Source organism: Acidovorax sp. HMWF018, from assembly GCF_003061035.1.
In the GTDB taxonomy this organism is placed as follows: domain Bacteria; phylum Pseudomonadota; class Gammaproteobacteria; order Burkholderiales; family Burkholderiaceae_C; genus Acidovorax; species Acidovorax delafieldii.
In genome coordinates, this window is the sequence record NZ_QAIM01000429.1 from 799 (window position 1) to 5901 (window position 5103).

6 protein-coding genes are annotated in these 5103 nt (G+C 67.4%); 4 read left to right on the forward strand and 2 right to left on the reverse strand.

The genetic code is table 11. The features are described from left to right. The 3 genes from DBR23_RS30970 to coaD form a co-directional block, all read left to right on the forward strand. Positions 1 to 512 (forward strand): pitrilysin family protein (locus DBR23_RS30970; protein ID WP_233250538.1); only part of this gene is annotated, 512 nt, incomplete at its 5' end. Continuing rightward, entirely contained in the window at positions 509 to 1216 is a 708-nt protein-coding gene (gene rsmD, locus DBR23_RS17960) for a 16S rRNA (guanine(966)-N(2))-methyltransferase RsmD (RefSeq protein ID WP_108499131.1), read from the forward strand. The genes DBR23_RS30970 and rsmD, both read left to right, overlap by 4 nt. A 120-nt stretch (positions 1217 to 1336) precedes the next feature. Then, positions 1337 to 1843 (forward strand): pantetheine-phosphate adenylyltransferase, encoded by a 507-nt coding sequence (gene coaD / locus DBR23_RS17965; protein WP_056065946.1) that lies wholly within the window; start codon positions 1337 to 1339, stop codon positions 1841 to 1843. Positions 1844 to 1955: 112 nt separating this feature from the next. On the opposite strand, the gene DBR23_RS17970 is transcribed toward coaD, so the two are convergent. Continuing rightward, positions 1956 to 2894 (reverse strand): LysR family transcriptional regulator, encoded by a 939-nt coding sequence (locus DBR23_RS17970; protein WP_233250539.1) that lies wholly within the window; start codon positions 2892 to 2894, stop codon positions 1956 to 1958. Between the two features lie 122 nt (positions 2895 to 3016). Between DBR23_RS17970 and lysA the strand changes: the two genes are divergently transcribed. Further along, a complete protein-coding gene (gene lysA, locus DBR23_RS17975; RefSeq protein ID WP_108499133.1) occupies positions 3017 to 4261 on the forward strand; it encodes a diaminopimelate decarboxylase in 1245 nt (414 codons plus the stop codon). Positions 4262 to 4592: 331 nt separating this feature from the next. Here the strand turns inward: lysA and DBR23_RS17980 are convergent. Continuing rightward, the coding region (locus DBR23_RS17980) for an NAD(P)H-dependent glycerol-3-phosphate dehydrogenase (RefSeq protein WP_146191364.1) at positions 4593 to 5103 on the reverse strand (511 nt) is incomplete at its 5' end.

A 5103-nucleotide genomic window follows, 5' to 3' on the forward strand; every position in this document is an offset into this window, starting at 1 on the left:
TCGGCCAGCCGGGCTTCCAGCGCCGCGACCCGGACTTCCTCGCACTGCTGGTGGGCAACCACATTCTGGGCGGCGGCGGTTTTGTCTCGCGCCTGACCCACGAGGTGCGCGAAAAGCGCGGCCTGAGCTACAGCGTCTACAGCTACTTTGCCCCTGGTCTGCACGCCGGGGCCTTCACCGTGGGCCTGCAGACGCGCCCCGACCAGGCCGCTCAGGCCGTGCAGGTCTCGCGTGACGTGATCGCCCGCTTTGTGGCCGAAGGCCCCACCGAGGCCGAACTGCGCGCTGCCAAGGACAACCTCATCGGCGGCTTTGCGCTGCGCATCGACAGCAACAAGAAGCTGCTGGGCAACGTGGCCAACATCGCCTGGAATGACCTGCCGCTGGACTACCTGGACCAGTGGGCCAAAAAGGTCGAGGCTCTGACGGTGGCCGACGTGCGCACCGCCATGGCCCAAAAGCTGCAGCCCGACCGCATGGTGACCGTGGTGGTGGGAGGCAAGCAGCCATGAGCCGATCGACCCTGCGCGGCAGCGCCATCACCGCCGAAATCCGCAAGGCCCAGGCCGCAGCCGCTGCGGCCCCTGTGGACCCCACGGCCACCAAGAAAAACGCCAAGGACAAAGCTGCGACGGCTGCCGCCCCCAAGGGCGCGGGCGAAATCCGCATCATCGGTGGGCAATGGAAGCGCACCCGCCTGCCCGTGGCGCAGCGCCCCGGCTTGCGCCCCACGCCCGACCGGGTGCGCGAAACGCTCTTCAACTGGCTGGGCCAGGACCTGAGCGGCTGGCGCTGCCTGGACGCTTTTGCGGGCACTGGTGCGCTGGGGCTTGAAGCCGCTTCGCGCGGCGCCGCGTCGGTACAACTGGTGGAGAGTGACGCTGCGCTGGTGGCCCAGCTGCAGGTGCTGCAGGCCAAGCTGCAAGCCAGCGAAGTGCGCGTGCAGCGCGGCGACGGCGTGGCCGCCCTCAAGCAGGCCGCACCTGCCAGTGTGGACCTGGTGCTGCTCGATCCGCCCTTTGACGGCGACCTGTTTGCGCCCGCTCTGCAAGCCGCAGCCAAGGCTGTGGCTGCCCAGGGCTTTATTTACCTCGAAGCGCCCCGCGCTTGGACGGACGAGGAACTGGCCGGGAGCGGCCTGGCCGTGTACCGGCATCTGAAGGCTGGCGCCGTGCATGCGCACCTGCTGCGCCCTGTGGCAGCCACCACAGAATGAGCCAACGCCGGTTCATGTTGCACTGCACTGCATAATGCGCGCACGCGGCCCGGCGGGCCCTGCGGGGAGCGCCCCGGGGGCCGGGGCCAACGTCAATCGCCAGACAGGAGACAACCAGCCATGGCCCAGAACGTGCTCGCCGTGTACCCCGGAACCTTTGACCCCATCACGCTGGGCCATGAAGACGTGGTGCGCAGGGCCACCCAGTTGTTTGAACGTGTGATCGTGGCCGTGGCGGCGGGCCACCACAAGAAGACCCTGTTCTCGCTGGAAGAGCGCATCGAGATGGTGCGCGAGGCCGTGAAGATGTATCCCCAGGTGCAGGTCGAGCCCTTCTCGGGCCTGCTGCGCGACTTTGTGGTGTCGCGCGGCGGCAAGGCCATGGTGCGTGGCCTGCGCGCCGTGACCGATTTTGACTACGAGTTCCAGCTGGCAGGCATGAATCGCAGCCTGATGCCGCAGGTGGAAACCGTGTTCCTGACCCCCAGCGACAAGTACCAATTCATCAGCAGCACCTTTGTGCGCGAGATTGCGGTGCTGGGTGGTGAGGTGACCAAGTTCGTGTCGCCCTCCGTCGAAGAGCGGCTGGCGGTCAAGGTGCGCAGCCTGGCGGCGCCGGGCGGCTGAGGAAACTGTCCGGAACGCGCAAGGAGCCCCGGTTGTGGCTCCTTTGTGCCGATAGCGCTAGTGCAATATGCCTTTGATGCTATCAAAATCATAGTTTGTAGATCCTGTTACATCAGTCCATGGCGGGCGGCAGCTGCGTTGCAATGGCCTGGGCCTGCGCGCGCAGGGCCTCCAGCATGGGCACCACCTCGGGCAGGGGCGGGCGGTACAGCGGCAGCAGCGCCGTCACGCTGAACGGGATGGAAAACGCGAGCCGCCGCAGCACCAGCCGCTCGCTGGCGGCGGCCAGGGCGGTGACGGGGTTGACGATGGCGATGCCCAGGCCTCGCTCGACCATGGCGCACACCGCGGCGGCGCTGTGGGTCTCCACGCGCAGCGTGCGCTCCACGCCTGCCTCGGCAAACCGGGCGTCGATCAGGCGGCGGTAGGGGTCGTCGGCCGAAAGGCTCACAAAAAACTCGCCCGCAAAGTCGGCCAGGTCCAGTGCCGATTTGTGCGCGAGTGCGTGGCCCGCGGGCAACACGGCCACCTCGTCCAGCGTCAGCAGCACCTCCGCCCGCGTGCCGGGCGGGGCGGTGGTCTGTTCGCACAGGCCCAGATCAAACCGTTGGGCACTCATCCATTCTTCGAGCAGGGGCGATTCCTGCGGTGTGACGGACAAGCGTGCCTCGGTGTGCGCCTGCATCAGCCGTGCCGCCGCACCCGGCAGAAGTGCATGGGCCAGCGCGGGCAGGCAAAGCACCGACAGTTGCACGGCCCCCGACCGGCCCAGGGCCACGGCCCGGTCCACCACACGCTCCAGCCCCTGCCACGAGCGCTGTACCTCGTCCCACAGCGCCAGCGCCCGGGCGTTGGGGCGCAGCCGGCCCTGCACGCGCTCGAACAGGGCATAGCCCAGCAGCGATTCGAGCCGCGCCAGCTCGCGGCTCACGGTGGGTTGCGAGCTGTGCAGCAAGTCGGCCGCACCGGTGGCGCTGCCTGCGGTCATCACGGCGCGGAAGACCTCGATGTGGCGGTGGGTGATGCGGTGGGCCAGGGGGGGCTCGGTCATGCCAGTCATATGCAGAGCATATCCATATTGAATGGATGGCGTAAATCAAAGCATTCGACTGAATACATGGATGGCGGCATCATCCGCGCATCGTTCACGCCCTCTGTCTTCGGAGCCTCCCCATGTCCAACCCCTTCTCCTCCGCCCAGCTCTGGGCCCTGGCTGACCAGTTTGGCACCCCGCTGTGGGTGTATGACGCGGCCACCATCCGCCAGCGCATTGCGCAGGTGTCCAATTTCGAGACCATCCGTTTTGCGCAGAAGGCCTGCTCCAACATCCACATCCTCAAGCTCATGCGCGAGCAGGGCGTGAAGGTGGATGCCGTCTCGCGTGGCGAGATCCTGCGCGCGCTGGCGGCGGGCTATGTGGCGGGTGGAGAGCCGTCGGAGATTGTCTTCACCGCCGACCTGTTCGACGCCTCTACGCTCGACTGCGTGGTGGAGCACGGTGTGCCCGTGAATGCAGGCTCCATCGACATGCTGCACCAGCTGGGCGCGCGTTCGCCCGGCCATGCGGTGTGGCTGCGCATCAACCCCGGCTTTGGCCACGGCCACAGCAACAAGACCAACACGGGTGGCGAGCACAGCAAGCACGGCATCTGGTACACCGACCTGCCTGCGGCACTGGATGCGATCAAGCAGCATGGCCTGAAGCTGGTGGGCCTGCACATGCACATCGGCTCGGGTGTGGATTACAGCCACCTGCAGGAAGTGTGCGGTGCCATGGTCAACCTGGTGCGCACGGCGCATGCGGCGGGGCATGACCTGCACGCCATCTCGGCCGGTGGTGGTCTGTCCATCCCCTACCGCAGCGGCGACCCCGTGGTCGACACGCAGCATTACCACGGCCTGTGGGACGCCGCGCGCCAGCAGGCCGAGGCGATCGTGGGCCACAAGCTCGGCCTGGAGATCGAGCCCGGCCGCTTCCTGGTGGCCGAATCGGGTGTGCTGCTGGGCCAGGTGCGCGCCACCAAGAACGCGGGCAACAACCACTTTGTGCTGGTTGATACCGGCTTCAACGAACTCATGCGCCCGTCCATGTACGGCAGCTACCACGCTATGAGCGTGCTGCGCCGTGATGGCTCTGCGGCCTCAGAACGCCCCAGCGTGGTGGCGGGGCCGCTGTGCGAATCCGGCGACGTGTTCACCCAGGGCGACGGCGGCGTAGTGCTGCCGCGCGACCTGCCCGCGGCGCAGGTGGGCGACCTGCTGGTGATCCACGACACGGGCGCGTACGGCGCCAGCATGTCCTCCAACTACAACACGCGGCCTTTGATTGCCGAGGTGCTCGTGGATGGCGGCCAAGCCCGCCTGATCCGCCGCCGCCAGACCGTGGACGAGCTGCTGGCGCTGGAACTGGGTCTGTAAGCCCGGCTGCCGCGCTGGCCCCCTGCGCTGTGGGGATGGCCCGCGCTACAAGGTGGGGTAGGTGAGGGCCTACGGGTTTGGGGTGCAAAGCCGGACAAGTACCAGCCGGGGTGAGAAATACAGTGAAACCACCTGAACTTCTCACCCTTTCAAGGAGATCCCCATGCCTCTCATTGCCTGGCTACTTGGCGTCCCGCTGTCGGTTGTGCTGCTGCTGATGCTGTTTGGGGTGTTTTGAATCCACCCCCGGCGCGCATGGCATCAACGCCGCCAAACAAAAGGCCCCTGTGGAATCCCGCAGGGGCCTTTTGTTTTCATGGGGACTATGGGGTCACATCAGCTCGGAGGCAGGCCCGCGCCCCATCAGGGTCACGACCGCATCGGCCGGGGTGAGCTGGCCATCGAGCAGCGCCACCACCGCGCGGGTGATGGGCATGTCCACCCCCAGCTGGGCGGCCCGCTGCGCCACGGTGCGGGCGCTGTAAACGCCCTCGGCCACATGGCCCAGCGACTCGACGGCCTGCGGTAGGGTTTTGCCCTCGGCCAGCAGCATGCCCACGCGCCGGTTGCGCGACAGGTCGCCCGTCGCGGTCAGCACCAGGTCCCCCAGGCCCGACAGGCCCATGAAGGTGTCGGGCCGCGCTCTCAGCGCCAAGCCCAGCCGTGTCATCTCGGCCAGGCCGCGCGTGATGAGCGCGGCGCGGGCGTTCAGCCCCAGCGCCAGCCCGTCACACAGGCCGGTGGCAATGGCCAACACGTTCTTCACCGCGCCACCCACCTCCACGCCCACGATGTCCTCGTTGGCATACACACGCACGCTGGGGCTGTGAAAGGCGCTGACC

Bases quoted from the DNA above. Each gene is read 5' to 3' on its own strand.
- rsmD (WP_108499131.1), top strand. From the start codon at position 509: ATGAGCCGATCGACCCTGCGCGGCAGCGCCATCACCGCCGAAATCCGC.
- coaD (WP_056065946.1), top strand. From the start codon at position 1,337: ATGGCCCAGAACGTGCTCGCCGTGTACCCCGGAACCTTTGACCCCATC.
- DBR23_RS17970 (WP_233250539.1), bottom strand. From the start codon at position 2,894: ATGACCGAGCCCCCCCTGGCCCACCGCATCACCCACCGCCACATCGAG.
- lysA (WP_108499133.1), top strand. From the start codon at position 3,017: ATGTCCAACCCCTTCTCCTCCGCCCAGCTCTGGGCCCTGGCTGACCAG.